The organism is Clostridium carboxidivorans P7, assembly GCF_001038625.1.
Classification (GTDB): domain Bacteria; phylum Bacillota; class Clostridia; order Clostridiales; family Clostridiaceae; genus Clostridium_AM; species Clostridium_AM carboxidivorans.
The window spans coordinates 3,979,258-3,996,294 of the sequence record NZ_CP011803.1; the positions used below are offsets into that span (position 1 = coordinate 3,979,258).

Below are 17,037 nucleotides of genomic sequence, written 5' to 3' on the forward strand. Positions count from 1 at the left end.
AGTTTGAAAAAATTATTATTTCCTACCTTTACCTAAGTAAATTTTTCTAGCACTAGTCCCGTGATGAACCGTCTTTTTAACATACTGATACATTTGTAGTTACCAAATATATAATTTAATTTCTTACATAATTGATCAATAGATAAGAATATAATTTTGTGCTATTTATTGCAATTTACCCTAATTTATATTCAAATAAAATACGACAAAATAAACATTGATTTTACAAGGCTTTTTAAATCTGTTTTGATTTTTGTCTCATTTGTCTAACATATTTAGAGATTTATATTTTATATCTATTTTTCAACATACAATTAACCAATTAGTAAATATATTCAAAATAACTTATTATAGAAAAAAACTAAAAATTTAATTTTGCTGAAAGTGTGAGACAAATAAGACAAAAATCAAAAGTGTCTATATTGTTAATGTTTATTTTGTCTCACTTTGTTTGGGCGCAAGTTAAACAAAGTGAGACAAAATACAATAAAAACATTTTGAAATTTATTTTTTGTCATTTAAGTATGCAGGGTTAACTATATATTTATTTTGTGGCTTTCTCCCTCTACTGCTGTGTATAACAGTTTTTTCCTCTTCAATTATAAAGTTATTTTCTATCAATAATTCTAGTGCTAATTCAACGTCCTTAACAGATCTAAACTTTGTTCGATTTCCTTTCTGAATATCTCTTTTGGTGAATTCACTTAATCCTTTCTTTTTAATAAATTTAAGAATAAGCTTTGCATCTTTTGTTTTTTTATCCATTCCAATCATTCCAAATGCAGCTTTACTGTGCTCAATAAAATACTTTCCTATATCAACTGCTTTATTAAAATTTTTCTCTGAAACCTCTGCATCCCATGAATTATATATACCAACTAGTTCGCAACAATGTAGTATACCTGCAATTCTCAATACTGCTCCATGAAGTTTTCCCGCCCAATCCTTTACTACTTCTAAATCATCAATCAGTCTTGGCTCTAACATTTGGGCAAATTGAACTGACTTTATTTTAGCTGCTTCTGATAAATGTAATATGCGAGTTTCTTGTTGCTGTTCTTCTTCTAATGACTGACCTGATTCCAATAAAAGTTTAATATTTGTAAAATATGTTTCTTTTATATCCTCTGGAATTGGGTTAGAATTTATATTTCTACTTCCAACTTTACTTTGAGGAATACTAAATAGAAATCTCGCTGTTAATCCTTTGCCTCTAAAATTTTCATTGTCCATTACCTTTCTCAATACTTCTGGCTGTATTGCAAGTCCAATAGTTAAAGCTGGTTCTTCAACATGATCTGCTCCTCTTACAACTCTATCAACTCGCAGCATATCTCCACTGTGTCCTTTTAAAAATACTCCTGTATTGCTGGTATTATTTTGTGAATACCTTCCAGCCATTATTTCAAAAATGTCACCTTCTGCTGACATAATGGCCAACTTACCATCATTTTCACTTAATAAATTTGTTATTTTTTCTGGTGAAACATCATCCGCTAGTAGTCTTAATGGTTTCTTGTCCACAAATTCTTCAAGTTCTTTAGCTTTTTGCCTCGCTTGTTCCTCCAGTTCAATCTGATTTGTTTTATCACTTTTCTTAGGCGCCGATGCTGCTTTTTTTAAATTCTGCAACTCATTTTTAAGAATTTCCTTTTCAATCTGATTTGCAGCAATTTCTGGTTTTAATTTTTTGTTCACTTCTGCTTCATGTTTTAGTAAAGGCTTAGTCATGTGTGAAAATACAGCAGATTTTCTTTCAGCTGGATTCATTACTGCAACAGTGTATAAATTCAAAGGCTCCTCCCACCCTAACTTTCCTTCAATTTTAAATTTTTTAGATAAAATTGATGCAACTACTGCTAGTCCAATAACAGCAGCTAAATCTGCTGGTGTCTGTGTATCCTCTGCTACTGCTTTAACATAGTTTTCCATCCATTCTGGAAAGCATCCTGATGGAAAACTTGGAAGTACGCATTCATCTAAATCAATTATTTCCTGTTGTTCAGATTGATATTTTGTTAAAGGGATTAATCCTTTTTGCTTTTGTTTTTCTTCTTTATATTTGTCAATTATATTTCTGTCTTCAACACTAATTGCCATACTTTTACCATCTCCTTAGCTTCTACATAACTTTTTAAATAGTCTTCTCTGCTATAGCAATTTAACAAACAATCTAGTAAATAGCTTGCATATAATTCATCGTCAATAATATTTGAAATTTCTTCCAATTCCTCTATATTATCAGTTTTATCTATTAAATTTTTCATTATGTTTCTTATAGAACATAACTCATTATAAGTTCTGTCTATATCTAACTCTATAAAATTTAAAGCTTCTTTTTCTGTCTTCTTTTTAATAAAATCAATCTTTACTTTCTTAGATAACTTTTTATTCTCCTGCTTTAAACCTAAATCTGATGCTAATAGCTTTATAGAATCTTTATTGCTTATACCATTACTAAAAGCATATAAAGTTATAACATCACCACCAGTTGCACAACTTCCAAAACAATGCCACGTATTATTAATAGTATCTACAAGAAAACTTCCAGTTTTCTCATGGTGAAATGGACATAATATATTGCCTTTTTTACCTCTAAGCTTTGATAAATCGGCTGTTGTGTATTTCTGCAATGCTGTTAAAATGTCTAAGTTATCTTTTATTTGTTCTACTAATTGCAAATACAAATCCTTCTTTCATTTTTAATAGCAGATGTACTTTACATGTAGCTTATCCAACTACTAAATATATTTTTTAATCATTGTTAAAAATAGAAAATATGTTTACCAAATTGTTAACTGTTTCCATTTAAAGCCACACATTATCACCTCTTTTTTGAATAAATTGTTCGTTTAAGTGTATTATAATTTATTTAAACAGCTTATTTTTTCTATATTCTTCCGTAATTCTTCCATGTTTATCAAACTACATATTAGTAGAACCAGAAATACTTCCATGACTGAAAAGCAAAAATCATAATCAAACCTACACCATACAAATCTAAGATATTTCCCCTTATATTTATTAAAATATTGCTTTATAACTTACAAAATAGAGTATACTACTTCCTTTTATAGATTTTTTTCTAAATTATTCCTTATTTATTCCATATTCAAAATCGCACTTAGAAGATATAATAAAATCTCAATAAGAATATTTTTTATATCAAAACTTAACAATTATATACTTATTCAAAAAATTAAAAAAGAGCATTTCTGCTCTTAATTTTGTACAATCTTTTTGTTTTGATTGTTTCTTTTAAACTAGATATATTTTTATCTTTCTACATGGGCAGTATCTTGTAATTTGAAATTAAAATATCTTAATGAAAATTTAAATAACTTATCTTAACCTTTTATTTTCAAGGGTTAAAGGAAATTAATTTTTTTATTATAGTTTCATAAATTATCTTAACTTTTATCACTTGTCTACTCATTGGTAGCAAATTCGTAGTATACTACCAAATTTAAACTTTGCTAAAACTCTTAATCTTATTATATATCGAATAATCCTCCAATGAATCCTAAAACAGCTCCAACCCCAGCACCAACAATTGGTCCAATTACTGGTACTAGTGTTCCAACAGTTGCACCAGCAAGTGCACCTTTAGCCGCAAAATCTAATGCACTAGTCAATGAGCCCTTCATTTGATTTTGTATTTCATAATTATAATTCATAAGATTATCATTGTTTTTCCAAACTTCTGGATTTTTATTAATTTTATCAACGTATATAATTCTTTTTTCATCTGGTGTAGATTTAATTATATAACATAACAACTTTGAAATATTATATTTATATAGTGCAGAGTAATAAATTGGTTTAATTTCAACACCTGTAGACTCATATATTCGTTTTTTAACAGATTCAACTTTTTCATCTAAAAATTGTATCAAATCTTCTTTAGGAATATTTAAATTATTATCCCATCCTCGCCCTTTCATAGCCATATCACATTGATTTATAGCGACTAAAATTCTATTTTTATCCGAAATGTTAGGTATAATAACCTCATTTATAAGTTCAAAGGAAGTCCTCATGTCTTTAGCAGAACCATCAACAACAACTAATACTAAATCTACCAATGCTTTACCACTATCATCTTTTTTATTAAGTAACTCAACAATATTTTTAGCATAGTACTTGTCTTGTTCTGGACTATCTCCTAATCCCGGGGTATCCCATAAGATAATATTGTCTAATTCATACTTTTTAATTGTCATAGTTTCAGGATCTACACCTTGTCCAACTTGTGCTACTTCCTCATTAAATAATGCATTTATAGTTGAACTTTTACCACTTCCTGTTGCTCCTGTGATCATGATATTGAGTTTATTTTTTTCTAATTCATTAATTTTTTGTTCAATAGCTTGTTTAGTTTCTTCATCTAAATTAACTTTGTTCAATTCATTTTTAACTTTATCTAAAATACTTTCCACATTAACCCCCCCCTTTTCTACATTAAGTTTCTACGCCTTGTTGGCATATTTTCAATAATCGTATCAAATAGTTTTGTAATGTTGTAATTATATTCAGCTGAATAGTATATCGGTTTTATTATATCAACATTAGTAGCTTCTTTAACTCTTCTTTGTATGGATTCTGCTTGTTCATCTAAAAACTTTTTTAGTATGGGTTCAGGCTGGTTAGTTTTATTATTCCAATGTCTTCCTTTCATTGCGACATCAGCTTGATTAATCGCAACTAAAATTCTGTCCTTTTGAAAATTTGGCACAATAACATTATTAAGCAAGTTATAGGTTGTTCCCATATCTCTATTGGCTCCTTCAATAATTACTAATACCAAATCAATCCATCCGTATGTAGTATTATCTAACACATAAGTCTTGTACAATAAATTTATTAACTTCTTGGAATGCATTCTATCCATATCAACTCCATCGCCTAAACCAGGTGTATCCCAAAACCTTACTAAATCACTAAGTGCATAACTATCTAACTCCATAGTTTCTGGGTCAACACCAGTCCCAACCTTAGCAACTTCTTTTTCAAATAAAGAATTTAATGTTGTTGATTTTCCTGCACCTGTTACACCTGTTACCATTACATCGAGTGGACGAAAACGAGCTATTTCTAATTTTTTTCTTATATCTTGAATTCTATAATCAACAAACATCATATCACCAACTTGTTATAACATTCCAAACAGCTTTACCTACTCCAGCTACAGTTCCTATGATTCTACCAGCAGCCCTACCAATAGTTTCTCCTGTTTTACCAAAAATCTTTCCAATATCTTCACCCACATCTGCACCATCTGCTGCACACTCTGAAACTGTATCTGCAAAGCTTTGCTTAATTTCAGTTGAATAATCTTTTAAATCATCACTATCCTTCCACATTTCATCTTTATCTGAAATATTATTTACATATGCTAATCGCTTTTCTTTTGGAGTATGTTGAATAATGAAATATAATAACTTAGATAAATTATAAGGACGTTGTTCTTCGCCTTGATCTTTGAAACCTGCTGAATAATAAATTGGAGTAATATCAACCCCTGTTCCTTCTTTTATTCTTTTTCTTACTGATTCAACTTTGTCATCCAAGAATTGAATTAACGTTGGCTCCGGTTTATTCTCTTCAAAATTCCAATATCGTCCTTTCATTGCAACATCACACTGATTAATAGCTACAAGAATTCTATCTCTTTTATTTTTTTTATTTTCTCCAAGATTAGGAATTATAACTTGATTGATAAGTTCATATGATGTACCTAGATCCCTTGTGCTTCCATCTAAAAGAACAAGAACTAAATCAATTAAAGCATTTCCGTGTTCGTCACACTCAGCTAATTTCTTTATAATATTTTTAGAATGTCTATTATCTGCTTCTTTTCCATCTCCTAACCCTGGACTATCCCACAAAACTAAGTTATCAAGATCATATTTAGTAATTTCCATCGTTTCTGGATCCACACCAACTCCAACTTTAGCAACTTGTGTATTAAATAATGCATTTATAGTTGAACTTTTACCACATCCTGTTGCCCCTGTAATCATTATATTAATTTTCTGTTCTTTTAATTTTAATATATTTTTTAGAATTTTTTGTTTTTCAATCTCTGGTAACTTAGATGAATATATATCTTCTTCCATCTCTTTAAAAATACTGTTTTTATTATCTACTGACTCCATATTAAAACACCTTCCTTGTTAGTATATATTTAGATGAAAATTAGTAATTTACTCTATACTAATGTCCATAAAATTATTGCATTAAAATTTATTTTTAAATGTTATAATGACATTAATGATTAAATCATTAGCTAGGAGGAATAACTCAATAATTATGATTGAATTTTTAAAAACACCAACTTTAATAAATATTGAAGTTACTGATAAATGTCCTTTACAATGCCCCCAATGTTACTGTCAATTAAATGCTGGAAAAGAAATAGATAAAACTATAGCAATTAATGTTATTAAGCAAGCTACTAAATTAAATGTTCAATATGTTAATATTAGTGGTGGTGAAACGCTCTTATATCCACACCTATATAAACTAATTTGTACTTGCAACAAATATAATATTTCACCAAATATAGCTATATCCGGATGGGGGTTTACTGAATTAGTTTTAAATAATCTAATTCAAAATGGAATAAACTATATATTTGTTTCTTTGAATGGTTCTACTGAAAAAATAAATTCTTTTTCAAGAAACGGGTATAATTTAGCTATAAATGCTTTAGAAATTCTAGCAAAGTCGAATTTTAATAAAACCATTATTAACTGGGTTATGCAATCAAACAACTCAGATGATTTCATAAATATAATTAAACTTGCTGAAAAATATAATGTTAAAGCAGTAGTTGTAATGGCTATAAAACCTGATAGTAATGGTAACCTTAAAACTTTCCCTTCTAAAGAACAAATTGAAAAAATATCGATTCTTATAAAAAAATATTCTGGCAATGTTCAAATAATAATTGATAAATGTTTTTCTCAATTAAAGGCGTATATGGGAAGAAACATTTTTTCAAATACAAATCAAGGTATTTATAAGGGTTGTACTGCTGGACTAGATTCATTCACTTTAAATGTTGATGGTAAATTTTCACCATGTAGACATCTGTTTATTTCTGAATCATCTGATAGTATACTAGATTATTGGACAAAATCTTTAATTTTAGCACAACTTAGAAAGTCTAATAACTTACAGGTAGAACCCTGCATTAATTGTAAACTAAAAAAATATTGTCGTCCTTGTATAGCAGTAAATAGCACTACAAAATTAAGAAAACCAAAAGATAATAATTATTGCCAATTACATCTAATCTAATAATATGTTTTTTAATATTAATGCTATATAAATTGTTACTAATAAATTTTTTTGGTAATAACATAATTCGTGCTTACTATAAAATACAAAATTTTTATTAACCTTATTGTATAATCAAATATGTATGTACATATTTGATTATACATAAAAATACAGAATTTTACCATATTTTTCACAACAACTTAAGAATGAGAATTCTTAGCTATAATTTTTTAATAATTCTACTATTTTTTGTTTTATAACATCATCTGCTTTTTCTTGCAATTCTCTTTCAAACGTCAAAAAAACATACCCTTCATCTCTACGATTTTCTAATTTACAGTTATTCGTTTCAAGAAAATTATAAGCAAACTTTTTTATAAATTTAGCACCATATCTTTTACCTTTAGCATACTCATTTAAATAATCTAATACATCCTTATTTACCAACTTACTTTGTATTAATTCTGATAAATACTGACTCTTACTACTTTTATTATCTTCATCTTTAACTTCAAAATCTGAATAATCATTAATATTTAGATTACTATCAATCCAAAATATTGATTCTTCATAAAAAATTGAACCATATTCAGATTCAACTAGTGAATCAATAGTATGATGGAAAATTTTATTATTAATCATATTTTTATATAACCATTTTGCAAGATTGGATGTTTTTTCGAATGCATACATACAAAGGGACACATCACACATACTTTCATAATTATCAATAAGCTCCAAAAATAAAGATATATAATTTTCATAAGTATTAAAGTTTTTACCATTGTTTTTATCTATTACATATTCTTTATAATTCATAAGATTTTTGCTGTTTATTGGTCCCATCTCTTTAGTTAATGATGATTTACGACGAGTAAAAATCAAAAAAAAATATAACGGGGTATATCTGTTGTTTTTCAAGAGATCCCATAGCAAAATTGTGTATTTCTTCTATATTTTCATCTATACATTTTCTCTCATACTCAGCTTTAACCTTTTCCTTATTCCTGCTTTTCCCTTGTATATAGCGTTTATATAATTTTATAAGTAACTTTTTGTTTTCTAGTGATGTCTCTTCATTTTTATTCCTATCGGGTTCTTTTATTTTATTTAAAATATTCTTATACTTCCTTGTATTTTTATATATTTCATTAATACATTTTTCAAAAGCATCTATATCTTCTTTTAATAGTATATATTCAGCTAATCTTCCCTCTTTCTTAATTGATGCTTTTTTATTTTTTAAGTTAAATAAGTAATCTGACTTACATATAAAACACGACAGTAGTGGTATAAGTTCCTGTATATGTTGCTTTTTTTCGCAAAGCTTTAGTATAAATGCAGCTTTATTTTTTAAAGAAAGTTCATACTTATATGCTAAAAATATAAGTTTATCCTGGTATGAATTTATCTCTTTTATAAGATTTTCTATAGTCATTCCACTATTTTTAATAATTTCACTATCTGAAGGTTTTTTACTATATTCTTCAAACATATACTCATCAAATTGATCATCATCCATATCCATAATCTCATATAAATTCTTATCATTAATTTTTATACCCACAACGTTAATTTCTCCTTTTTCCCGATATTTTTACCATTATCTTTAATACAAATTATATTCATTTTGTAACTTTTCTGCAATTAAATGAGTTCCGATTTTTTAGATAAATTTCGGAACTGAAATATATTTATCTGCTACTTGGTTAGTTGTAAAATCTACCTAGGATGTTAATCAGCTCTAAAAGCAAAGGATGTGAATTTATGATTTTTTATAGATTTGAAACTGGATAAAAGACTCCTAGATATCAATAATTAACTATCAATTTTAAGAAACATTATATGTCTCTTAAACAAAAATAACTTTATACAAGGTGGGAAAAACATGGGAATATTGCTGATGATGCTCTATTTATGGTTAGGATCTAAATCAATAACTTTTGTTAAAGCAAAAGTACTTGGACTAAATTACGTTCATATAGAATCACCTTCAGACTTTCTATTTAGGAATATATTCTGGGCTTTAATTCTTGGATGGCTTACCATTCCTTTATGGATTATTCTATCTTTATTGGGAATGGGGAGAAAATAAATATTTATCTTAATATATGGGGGTATTTCATGATATTTAATAAATTAAAAAAACATTCACTTAACAGTAAATCAAAATTTGATATATATTATAGTAACGAATTGAGAAATAGAAAAAGGCTTAATTTATCATCTCCCAGCCCTTTTAGAAATGGACTTAAGAAATTTAATATCTTATATGTTATTTTATCAGTTATTTTTGCAATTTCTTTTAATAAAGATGTCAATTTACTTGTTTCAATTTTAATGGCACTATGTGCCTCTTTCTTGATTATAAACATTATTGCAGCTTTTAAAGTTGATAAACTTAGATCTATAGAATTTAATTTATCATCTTCAATATCTAAAGAGCAGCTTATTGCCATAATTACTTTACCTTTAACACAATTAAATATGAAAATTGAAAATTTATCGCATTATATTAGGATTACACATAATAAGCTACAGTATGATATTATAATTTATCCAGACAGAAATACTTTTAAAATATGGCCACAAAAAACATTACTTTCAAGATTACTTGCTAGAACTTATATTAAGCTCTATAAAAATGCTATACTTTGTATGCCAATTATAGCCTATACCATACAAATAGAAATTAATAAATCTATTAATAGATTATAAATTTTAAAAAAGTCAGTTAAAGGTTCTCTTAATCACTTCTAACTGACTTTCTTAAATTTTTCTATTTAATTACAACTTCTATCTCAGCCCTATTAACAAGCTTACAATAATATTTTACCCTTTAAATGTATAAGTTTTTTGAAACAAGGTATCCTCTTTGCATTTTCTATTAATTAACATTTCCCTTATAGCAAGCTCAGCCAAGGTTATGTGTGCATCTGCTACTTATTTTTTGTATTGATTAGTATAGCTACTTCCTTTATTACTTAATTAAAAAACATGATCACTATGCATAGACTCAACGTTATTTTTAACTGCAGCTATAAATATCTCAGAATTTGAAGGTGCTGTAAATTTACATGAGTTTTCATTTCCATCAATTTTAGTTAACGTTCCAAAATCTGTCTCGCCTTTTTTTCTATAGTATATATTATACTGGTCTACACCTTCAACTCTATTCCAACTTAAATTATATTCACATATAGTTTCATTACCATCATAATACGACCAGTTCAACTTCAATCCTGTAGGCTTATACCCCTTAATGTTTTCCATTGTAATAATTTCATAAGAGTTATCTGTTTGTAGTCGTTTTTTATTTTCATATAATTGATTTGTATCTGGTATAACATTCACTAAGATCCTTCGTTCAACCTCTCCAGCCTTGGCAATTATATATGCATTTCCTAATCCTAATGCTCTCATAATTCCAGCATTATCAACTGATACAACATTTGAATTAGTAGATGAGTATTGAATTTTAGGTTTAGTTACTCCATCATAGTTCATTTTTATAGATGAACGTAATTCCTCTGTTTCACCTAAACTAAACTCACTTTTTTCATTAGAAATTTGAAAATCTATTACCTTCGGCTGAACAACCTTAACTTCAATCTCTTTAATTACTTTATTATTAGCTATCGCCAATATTTTTGCCGTTCCTGGCTTTAATCCTTTAACACTTTTTTTACCATCTACTATAGCAATACTATTATCTGAAGATTTAAATGATACATCTATGTTTTTAGAGCATTCAGGCCTTAAACTATGTTCTTCAGTAATTTCAACTTCTTTATTTACTTCAATAACATCTTTAGAAGTATACATATTTATATTAACGATATCTGGTTTTAAAGTTCCTGTACTATAAAGTATGTATCTTGCAAAAATTCCACAACATATGATAAAAATACACGATATGCTACTAATAATCATGTTTTTTAATCTTGCAATTGCTTTATTACGATTTTCATTATATGGAATATTATAATTAGGATTAAGCTCTTTGGCTTTCTTATATGCACTACTAGCTCCTATATAAGCTTCTAATTTATCTAATACAATACCTTTTTTATAATACCACTTAGCATTATTAGGCTCACGTTCAATTAAATTTTCAAAACATGATGCTGCTTTTTCATATTCACCTAAATAAATTAACTCTTCACCTCTATTAGCTATGTATGCTATATTGTTTTCAAAAATATGTATTGCATTTTCAAAATTTTTCAAAGCTTCTAAATGATTTCCTAATCCTGACAATACAACCCCTTTATAATTATAAGCTTCATGATTTCTACTATTAAGTTCTATAGATTTGCTATAACATTTAAGAGCATCACTGTATCTCCTCTGCATACTATAACAATACCCTTTAATAAAATAAATATTAGACCGTGTGTTATCAACCATTATAGCCAGCTCACAATATTGAAGAGCTTTTTCATAAACTTTTGAGTTCTTACATTTTTCTGCCTTACTTTCAAAATTAGAATAGCTCACATCACTAGTGTTGTATTCTTCTGCAAGAACCCATGGTATCCTTTTCTCTATAAGTAAGTTTTTTGTTTTGCTTTCATTACAATTTCCTGTTTTAATTAAAGTAGCTAATACTTCTTTAAATTTATTGAGGCCAAAATCTTTATAAAAATCTTTTATGTATGTTTTTATGATATTACTGCACTCCTAGTTTCTTTTAGCACCATATAAAACCTTTGCCTTTTCATAATAATAATGACTTTTTTGCTTGAATCACAATACTCAATTGCACTATCTACCTCTCTCACTGCTTCATCCACGCGCCCTTCAGACAATGCCTTTTCTGCTCTTTTCACATAAGTATCTGGATTCCTATCTATTACCTCTTCTGTATTTTGAGATACAATATTCCACCCCATTCTATTTCCTCCAAAATGTTAAGTTGTATATTTAAATTCTTGTATAAGTTCACCTTTTTTTCTAATTTCCTCAAGAACTTCTGACTCTATTTCGTATGCTGAACACTCCGCTACTATATCAGTTTTTAGAAAATGCATATCTAATTCGTCTTTTTTAGTATAAATAGTTGTTTTATTCCTAACTATATCTACTGCTCCATCTATCTTTGCTATAGACTTAAATATCTTTTCTCATACTTTATACCATAAGGTTTTCTAATAATAACATCATCAATAATTAAATAACCAAGATTAACCGTGTATGATTGTATTCCTTGGATAAATAAGATTAAAATATTGTTATTATTTGTGGTAATAGATGGAATAAGGCAAATTAAATCTTCATGAAAAACCCAAAGAATCTTATCAGCAGTGTAAGTTGCAGTTAGATTATTAAACAAAATAATACCTATGCAATAGGCAGCTAAAGCTATAACAAAATAGCGACTTGGTAAAAGCCGATCAAATTTACATTTGTATATTAAATCTAAGATTATATCGTTAATACCATGTTTGGAAGCAGTAATCTCATTTATAAAATTTGTGTAAGTACTGTTAAATAAATAACAAATGTATTTTTAAATATTTAAAAATACATTTGCCGAATTGAAGTTTAATTTAAACTTCAACAATAAAAGCATGTCCTCTATTCAATAAACTTATAAAATATTCAATAAAACTTCTTTCATTTATATTACCATAATTTGATTTATAAAAATCCTTTAGTTTATATCTTCTCCCGTTAGGTGTCCCTATTGCTATAATTGATTCCATTGTAAATTTATATTGGATATCATTTTTTTGATGAGTGCTTTTAATCAAATATCTTTCATTACAATTTGATACCGTAGATTTTCTATTACTAGTATGCATTGTATTACTACTAGTATGCATTGTATTAACTATAAAGGCATGCTTTCTATCCAATAGACTTAAAAAATATTCAATAAAACTTCTTTCACTCATATTACTATAATTTGACTTATAGAAATCCCTTAGTTTATATCTTCCCCCATCAATGGTACCTATTGCTATAATTGATTCCATTGTAAATTTATACTGGTTTGTGCTAGAATTTACATCATTATCTAAAATAACTTTATTTTTACTTAATCGGGATGCATTATTACTATGATCTTTATCATTGAATTGATAGTCAATTTCCACTTGGATTTCTTTCCTTTTGAGCAAGTTTTCTATATCATTTTTATCATAATTACCACTCTTACTTAAAATATTTAATACGTCTTTAAACTTTTTAAAATCAAAATCTTTATAAAAATCTTTTATATATGTTTTTATGATATTGCTACACTCCTGATTTCTTTTAGCTCCATATAATACCTTTGCTTTCTCATAACGATAGTGACTTTTTTTGTTTGAATCACAATACTGAATTGCACTATCTACCTCTCTCACCGCTTCATCCATACACCCTTTAGACAAAGCCCTCTCTGCTCTCTTCACATAAGTATCTGGATTTCTATCTATTACCTCTTCTGTATTTTGAGATACAATATTCCACCCCATTCTATTTCCTCCAAAATGTTATGTTGTATATTTAAATTCTTGTATAAGTTCACCTTTCTTCCTAATTTCCTCAAGAACATCTGACTCTATTTCGTATGCTGAACACTCTGCTACTATATCAGTTTTTAGAAAATGTGTATCTAATTCGTCTTTTTTAGTATAAATAGTTGTTTTATTCCTAACTATATCTACTGCTCTATCTATCTTTGCTATAGCCTTAAACATTTTTTCTCGTGCTTTATACCCAAAAGCTTTTTCAACTGCATTAGCAGCTGTATGGGTTAACCATTCTCTAATTTTATCCCAAAATGTTACTAATGCTGTAGTAGCCACTGCCCCAACTACTGCTCCTGCCAATATCCATTTTGCTGCCGCAAATAATAAAAAACTCATTTTTTATCCTCCTTAAGTAGTCTTCAAAGCTTCTACTCCCCTTGTTGAAGAAGCATAGCTTATAAGATTTTTAATTCTAAAAGGCCCATATGGTACCTTTTCATCCATTTTTGTAAAGTTATACACTGCATCGTCCATTCTATTAATACATTCTGCTTGCTTTATATACTCTTGAATGTCTACATTCTCTGCTAAATAGCAATTGTTGAGCACTAACTTTAAAATTGCACTAATACATGGCTTTAGATTCTTACAAATCACATATCCGAAACAATCCTCAGTATAATTCGCAATGCGACTCCACCTATACATAGATACCTTTAAGGTTTTCATTAAGGTATCTGATCCTGGTAGAACATGGTGCTGCACCAAAGCTGATAAACTCTCATCTATGAGAGTGTGGTAATAAAAGTGTTTTAGCCTAATGGAGCACATTTCTCTACTGATTAAAAATAAAAGTTCTTGTTCTTCAAAATCTGCGAGAGTTTTAGCAGAGATTTCAATCCATGGATTCTCTGCCCCCTTTGTCTCTATCCCATAATAGAAATCTTCATAGACATAAATAGATGGTAATTCAATTTTCAAAATACCAGCTACATTCTGTGCAATATGGTAAACTTCTTTAAACTGTCGTTCTGTTACCTGTACCGTCTTGCCAAGTAAATCAGGCTTTCTCAACTTCTCATCAAAGTTTTTATAGTAGTGCATTATCTCTTCATCAAAATATGCACAATTTTTCATATCTTTAAATACTAAATCCTCTATAGGATGTATATATAATATCTCTTCTATCATATTCTGCTCCTATCTGAAGGCAGTAAGACTAGAAACTACTCCACCATTTCTGCCAAAATAAGTAGTATGATTTCCACTTTTAAGGCCCGTTCCTATGCTCTGTCCTTTATTATTTAATCGATTAGTAATATTTGCAGTTTTGAATGTAACGCCCCCATTACCACTTCCAGGATAACTTGTAAGGCTCATGCGAGTTCCTCCAAAATTGAAAGTATTCCTTAAGGAAGATAAATTTCCATTTCCGCTATAAAAATATGTAGTGTGCATAGTTATGCCCCCAATACCTCTAAAATATTTTTCTCTATTTTTTCTTCGTGTTTCATACTTAAGATTAAGTATATCTCCTTTAAAATTCTATGGATTTCTACATCTTCTGGTCTTTTTTCTGCTGATTTTCTAAGTAATGGTAATGCAATTTTATATTGTTTATACTTATATAGCAACAATCCATATATCTTATTAATAAGGTAATGATCTATAACTCCGCTTTTGTTTTTAAAATATTCATAAAAAGATTCAAATGCACTTTTCTCATCTCCAACCTTATAATACTTTAAAGCTGTTATACAAAGTTTAAAATCTGTATTTAAACCTGTAGTAATCTTTTCACAAGTATCTAAGTTATTCAAGTTGTTTGAGGCCAAAAACGCCAAATTCAAACTAATTTCGTTCTTCTTTGTATTTAATTGCCTTAGTTTTTCAGTATAGTAATTATCTTTTTTATCATAATTTATTAACATTTCAATCTCTTGATTTACTGAAGAAAATTTTTCTTTTAACCTTTCAATTCTACAGTATATAGTACCATCATCCAGAAACTCAGTTTCTTGTAAAGTTCCTTCATCAGATTGGGATAGTTTCTGTATAATAGCAATCTTTGTATCATTATAAGCCTTAATGATTTTTTTCATCAATAGTCATCATCTCCTTTTCATATTGTTCCTTTGTAATTACTTCTGATGTTATTGTAAGCTTTTCTGATAAAGCATAACGGTTCATTACAAATTTGTAAGCCTCATCAAAATCCTTTAATTCAATCATTTGACCATTGCGCTGCAAGCATAATACAGCTGCATAAAGTACCATATCTTTAATATCAGCCCCAGAAGTCTTTTCATATTTCACAGCAAGTATCTTAGGTGTTATATTATCTTCTAAAGGAAGTTTTTTAGGAAGATGAGCTTTCCAAATTTCCTCTCTGCCTTCTAAGTTAGGATTTTTGAATTCTACACTGGCCAAAATTCTTCTCTTAAAGGCATCATCATAATTGTTAATTAAATTTGTTGTAAATATGACCACTCCATCGAATTTTTCAAGTTCCAAAAGCATAACACTTCTTGTAATATTAACTCCGTAATCCGCAGATTGACTTACATTAGTAAGCCTCTTTCCTAAGAAGGAATCTGCTTCGTCAAAGATTAATACAGCGTCATTTTCACTTGCTCTCTGAAAAGCTTTTTTAACATTTTTAGGGGTATCTCCCACGTATTTTGATTCTAACTCTGCATAATTTACGGAATAAACCTGTTTTTTGAGGTAATTAGCAATAGCCTCTGCTGCCATACTTTTTCCTGTACCAGGTGGCCCCCAAAAATTCAATACAACAGCTCGCCCATTATTCAAACTATCATTTAATCCCCATTCATTAAACAACTTATCCTTATATCTAGCAATAGTAAGAGCTATTAAAATCTGTTTTTTAGACTGTTCCTCTATATACACATCTTCCATTCCCCATCTTGGTTTATATATATTTAAAAACTCTTCTTTTACGTTATCTTCTTCCTTATCTGTAGCTACTAATGCTTCTCCATCCCTATGGCTAATAGTAATTCTCTTTGGGATTGGATTATACTTGGAACTATTCTTTCCTATAACTCGTACAATTTCATTGAAAGTATTGTTTACTAATACTTCATCGAGTATTACCTCTTTGCCATCCACCTTACCAACCTTTGCATCTTCGATTGAAATTGTACAAATAGTATCCAAAACATTAACTCTTCTAGTAATTGTTTTAGTATTTATTTCTTCTAATTTACCACTATTATTTCCTTGCTCTGAGCCTTTAAATAATTTCATTTCTTGCTCCTCCAGT

The 17,037-nt window shown here is 28.4% G+C and carries 18 protein-coding genes; 3 read left to right on the forward strand and 15 right to left on the reverse strand.

Annotated elements, in window-relative coordinates:
- Positions 1 to 504: 504 nt before the first annotated feature.
- From Ccar_RS17695 to Ccar_RS17715, 5 genes are all read right to left on the reverse strand, one after another.
- The gene (locus Ccar_RS17695) at positions 505 to 2,100 is read right to left on the reverse strand and encodes a YfjI family protein (RefSeq protein WP_007060612.1); all 1,596 of its coding nucleotides are present in this window, start codon (positions 2,098 to 2,100) and stop codon (positions 505 to 507) included.
- Positions 2,070 to 2,681, reverse strand: a complete 612-nt coding sequence (locus tag Ccar_RS17700; RefSeq protein ID WP_007060611.1) for a CHC2 zinc finger domain-containing protein — start codon at positions 2,679 to 2,681, stop codon at positions 2,070 to 2,072. The genes Ccar_RS17695 and Ccar_RS17700 overlap by 31 nt, the downstream gene beginning before the upstream one ends.
- Before the next feature lie 813 nt (positions 2,682 to 3,494).
- Positions 3,495 to 4,439, reverse strand: a complete 945-nt coding sequence (locus tag Ccar_RS17705; RefSeq protein WP_007060610.1) for a GTPase — start codon at positions 4,437 to 4,439, stop codon at positions 3,495 to 3,497.
- Between the two features lie 17 nt (positions 4,440 to 4,456).
- Positions 4,457 to 5,065 carry a GTPase family protein gene (locus Ccar_RS17710; protein ID WP_198138394.1) on the reverse strand — a complete coding sequence of 203 codons (609 nt, stop codon included), beginning with the start codon at positions 5,063 to 5,065 and terminating at the stop codon, positions 4,457 to 4,459.
- 76 nt (positions 5,066 to 5,141) lie between these two features.
- Complete coding sequence (locus Ccar_RS17715; protein WP_007060608.1) at positions 5,142 to 6,158, reverse strand: GTPase family protein; 1,017 nt, start codon at positions 6,156 to 6,158, stop codon at positions 5,142 to 5,144.
- Between the two features lie 154 nt (positions 6,159 to 6,312).
- On the opposite strand from Ccar_RS17715, the gene Ccar_RS17720 reads away from it, so the two are divergent.
- A complete protein-coding gene (locus Ccar_RS17720; RefSeq protein ID WP_007064421.1) occupies positions 6,313 to 7,305 on the forward strand; it encodes a radical SAM protein in 993 nt (330 codons plus the stop codon).
- A gap of 198 nt (positions 7,306 to 7,503) precedes the next feature.
- Here Ccar_RS17720 and Ccar_RS17725 read toward each other — a convergent pair whose 3' ends face one another.
- Positions 7,504 to 8,106: a hypothetical protein gene (locus Ccar_RS17725; protein ID WP_035774558.1), complete on the reverse strand. Its 603-nt coding sequence runs from the start codon at positions 8,104 to 8,106 to the stop codon at positions 7,504 to 7,506.
- Positions 8,107 to 8,152: 46 nt separating this feature from the next.
- Positions 8,153 to 8,854 (reverse strand): hypothetical protein, encoded by a 702-nt coding sequence (locus tag Ccar_RS17730; RefSeq protein WP_007060605.1) that lies wholly within the window; start codon positions 8,852 to 8,854, stop codon positions 8,153 to 8,155.
- Between the two features lie 321 nt (positions 8,855 to 9,175).
- Here Ccar_RS17730 and Ccar_RS17735 point away from each other — a divergent pair, with 321 nt between their 5' ends.
- Both Ccar_RS17735 and Ccar_RS17740 read left to right on the forward strand, forming a co-directional pair.
- Positions 9,176 to 9,382, forward strand: coding sequence for a hypothetical protein (locus Ccar_RS17735; protein WP_007060604.1), 207 nt, complete (start codon positions 9,176 to 9,178; stop codon positions 9,380 to 9,382).
- A 29-nt stretch (positions 9,383 to 9,411) separates the two neighbouring features.
- Complete coding sequence (locus Ccar_RS17740; RefSeq protein WP_007060603.1) at positions 9,412 to 10,005, forward strand: hypothetical protein; 594 nt, start codon at positions 9,412 to 9,414, stop codon at positions 10,003 to 10,005.
- Positions 10,006 to 10,275: 270 nt separating this feature from the next.
- On the opposite strand, the gene Ccar_RS17745 is transcribed toward Ccar_RS17740, so the two are convergent.
- The 8 genes from Ccar_RS17745 to Ccar_RS17790 form a co-directional block, all read right to left on the reverse strand.
- Complete coding sequence (locus Ccar_RS17745; protein ID WP_237737295.1) at positions 10,276 to 11,643, reverse strand: Ig-like domain-containing protein; 1,368 nt, start codon at positions 11,641 to 11,643, stop codon at positions 10,276 to 10,278.
- A gap of 308 nt (positions 11,644 to 11,951) precedes the next feature.
- Positions 11,952 to 12,182: a hypothetical protein gene (locus Ccar_RS17750; protein WP_007060601.1), complete on the reverse strand. Its 231-nt coding sequence runs from the start codon at positions 12,180 to 12,182 to the stop codon at positions 11,952 to 11,954.
- Between the two features lie 657 nt (positions 12,183 to 12,839).
- A complete protein-coding gene (locus tag Ccar_RS27460) occupies positions 12,840 to 13,751 on the reverse strand; it encodes a hypothetical protein (RefSeq protein WP_007064418.1) in 912 nt (303 codons plus the stop codon).
- Between the two features lie 18 nt (positions 13,752 to 13,769).
- Positions 13,770 to 14,144: a hypothetical protein gene (locus Ccar_RS17770; RefSeq protein WP_007060598.1), complete on the reverse strand. Its 375-nt coding sequence runs from the start codon at positions 14,142 to 14,144 to the stop codon at positions 13,770 to 13,772.
- Between the two features lie 12 nt (positions 14,145 to 14,156).
- Entirely contained in the window at positions 14,157 to 14,939 is a 783-nt protein-coding gene (locus tag Ccar_RS17775) for a M48 family metallopeptidase (RefSeq protein ID WP_007060597.1), read from the reverse strand.
- Between the two features lie 9 nt (positions 14,940 to 14,948).
- Entirely contained in the window at positions 14,949 to 15,206 is a 258-nt protein-coding gene (locus Ccar_RS17780) for a hypothetical protein (protein WP_007060596.1), read from the reverse strand.
- Between the two features lie 2 nt (positions 15,207 to 15,208).
- The gene (locus Ccar_RS17785) at positions 15,209 to 15,850 is read right to left on the reverse strand and encodes a hypothetical protein (RefSeq protein WP_237737294.1); all 642 of its coding nucleotides are present in this window, start codon (positions 15,848 to 15,850) and stop codon (positions 15,209 to 15,211) included.
- Positions 15,834 to 17,021, reverse strand: a complete 1,188-nt coding sequence (locus Ccar_RS17790; RefSeq protein ID WP_007060594.1) for an ATP-binding protein — start codon at positions 17,019 to 17,021, stop codon at positions 15,834 to 15,836. The genes Ccar_RS17785 and Ccar_RS17790 overlap by 17 nt, the downstream gene beginning before the upstream one ends.
- Positions 17,022 to 17,037: the final 16 nt, after the last annotated feature.

Bases quoted from the DNA above. Each gene is read 5' to 3' on its own strand.
- Ccar_RS17725 (WP_035774558.1), bottom strand. From the start codon at position 8,106: ATGAATTATAAAGAATATGTAATAGATAAAAACAATGGTAAAAACTTT.
- Ccar_RS17785 (WP_237737294.1), bottom strand. From the start codon at position 15,850: ATGAAAAAAATCATTAAGGCTTATAATGATACAAAGATTGCTATTATA.
- Ccar_RS17695 (WP_007060612.1), bottom strand. From the start codon at position 2,100: ATGGCAATTAGTGTTGAAGACAGAAATATAATTGACAAATATAAAGAA.
- Ccar_RS17750 (WP_007060601.1), bottom strand. From the start codon at position 12,182: ATGGGGTGGAATATTGTATCTCAAAATACAGAAGAGGTAATAGATAGG.
- Ccar_RS17710 (WP_198138394.1), bottom strand. From the start codon at position 5,065: ATGGTAACAGGTGTAACAGGTGCAGGAAAATCAACAACATTAAATTCT.
- Ccar_RS17770 (WP_007060598.1), bottom strand. From the start codon at position 14,144: ATGAGTTTTTTATTATTTGCGGCAGCAAAATGGATATTGGCAGGAGCA.
- Ccar_RS17715 (WP_007060608.1), bottom strand. From the start codon at position 6,158: ATGGAGTCAGTAGATAATAAAAACAGTATTTTTAAAGAGATGGAAGAA.
- Ccar_RS27460 (WP_007064418.1), bottom strand. From the start codon at position 13,751: ATGGGGTGGAATATTGTATCTCAAAATACAGAAGAGGTAATAGATAGA.
- Ccar_RS17735 (WP_007060604.1), top strand. From the start codon at position 9,176: ATGGGAATATTGCTGATGATGCTCTATTTATGGTTAGGATCTAAATCA.
- Ccar_RS17745 (WP_237737295.1), bottom strand. From the start codon at position 11,643: ATGCAGAGGAGATACAGTGATGCTCTTAAATGTTATAGCAAATCTATA.
- Ccar_RS17740 (WP_007060603.1), top strand. From the start codon at position 9,412: ATGATATTTAATAAATTAAAAAAACATTCACTTAACAGTAAATCAAAA.
- Ccar_RS17720 (WP_007064421.1), top strand. From the start codon at position 6,313: ATGATTGAATTTTTAAAAACACCAACTTTAATAAATATTGAAGTTACT.
- Ccar_RS17790 (WP_007060594.1), bottom strand. From the start codon at position 17,021: ATGAAATTATTTAAAGGCTCAGAGCAAGGAAATAATAGTGGTAAATTA.
- Ccar_RS17780 (WP_007060596.1), bottom strand. From the start codon at position 15,206: ATGCACACTACATATTTTTATAGCGGAAATGGAAATTTATCTTCCTTA.
- Ccar_RS17775 (WP_007060597.1), bottom strand. From the start codon at position 14,939: ATGATAGAAGAGATATTATATATACATCCTATAGAGGATTTAGTATTT.